Annotated in this window: 1 protein-coding gene; it reads left to right on the forward strand. The window is 45.7% G+C overall.

Going from position 1 to position 1,436, the window contains the following annotated elements; all coding sequences use genetic code 11:
• Positions 1 to 214 precede the first annotated feature (214 nt).
• On the forward strand, positions 215 to 1,249 hold the full coding sequence (locus CAG65_RS06310) for an extracellular solute-binding protein (RefSeq protein WP_021703280.1): 1,035 nt from the start codon (positions 215 to 217) through the stop codon (positions 1,247 to 1,249).
• The last annotated feature ends 187 nt before the right edge of the window (positions 1,250 to 1,436 follow it).

Below are 1,436 nucleotides of genomic sequence, written 5' to 3' on the forward strand. Positions count from 1 at the left end.
CTCCAGAGGTGAATGCCCTTGCTACCATTATGTTGGTTGTTTCTTTAGCTCTGGTGATCATTTCTCAGTTGTTAGCCAGAGAAAAAGTGAAGTAAAATTCACGAGTGATTGAAAGAATCAACACTACGAACAGAATGGCATTTTTGTCATTCTGTTTTTCTATCTAACGCCTATAGTTATGCAATAGGCAACGTTTGGTTTGGAGCTAACGTAAATGAAAAAATGGGCTACTTTATTAGCTGGTAGTGCATGTGCGCTGTCTTTGTTCTCAGGAACAGTTCAGGCGGACGAAAACAAGGAACTGGTATTTATGAACTGGGGGCCGTACATCAACAGCAGCCTTCTGGAACAATTTACCAAAGAAACAGGTATCAAAGTCATCTACTCGACTTACGAGTCAAACGAGACTTTGTATGCCAAGCTAAAGACGCATAATCAGGGTTACGATTTGGTTGTGCCGTCCACCTACTTCGTATCGAAGATGCGTGATGAAGGCATGCTACAGAAGATCGACAAATCGAAGCTGTCGAACTTCAAAAACCTGGATCCTAACTATCTGGATAAACCTTACGATCCAAACAACGACTACTCTATTCCACACGTCGTCGCTATTACGGGATTGGCGGTCAATACTGATATGTACGATCCAGAAGATTTCCAAAGCTGGGCGGACTTGTGGAAGCCGGAACTTGAAGGCCAACTGATGCTGATGGACGACACGCGTGAAGTGTTCCACATTGCACTGCGTAAACTGGGTTACTCTGGTAATACCACAGACGACAAGCAGATCGACGAAGCCTATGAAGAACTCAAGAAGCTGATGCCTAACGTTCTGGTGTTTAACTCTGACAACCCTGCTGCGCCATACCTGTCTGGTGAAGTCGGTTTAGGTATGCTGTGGAACGGCAGCGCGGCAGCGGCTCAAAAAGAAGGCTTGCCACTGAAGTTAGTTTTCCCGAAAGAAGGCGGTATCGGCTGGGTTGATAACTTTGCGATTACATCAACAGCGAAGAACGTTGAGGCGGCGCACAAGATGATCGATTTTTTGTTGCGTCCTGAAATTGCGGAACAGATCTCTCGTGACACGGGCTACCTGACCGCGGTGAAGGCGTCAAACGACAAATTCAGTGACATTCCGGCACTGTTCCCTTCCCAGGAAGACCTGGATCGCGTGGAATGGCAAGCGGCTGTGGGGGATAAGACAGTTAAGTATGAAGACTACTTCATGAAACTCAAAGCCGGCCAGTAATGCGTGTTTGCGTTATTGAGTCAGTTTGACGAAATTTAACGCTAACTCATTAAAAATAGGCAGCATTTGCTGCCTATTTTCGTTTGTGACTGATATACTTATGCGTTGCGGCATTTATCTGAACACAGGTAAATGGGTTTCTTGCCTACGGCCAGACTCAAAGAGTTCCAAATTGGATGAGTGTGCT

It is taken from the genome of Vibrio sp. V39_P1S14PM300 (assembly GCF_009904765.1).
Classification (GTDB): domain Bacteria; phylum Pseudomonadota; class Gammaproteobacteria; order Enterobacterales; family Vibrionaceae; genus Vibrio; species Vibrio proteolyticus.

What these genes read in the sequence shown, in the direction of transcription:
- CAG65_RS06310 (WP_021703280.1), top strand. Translation starts at nt 215, where the DNA reads ATGAAAAAATGGGCTACTTTATTAGCTGGTAGTGCATGTGCGCTGTCT.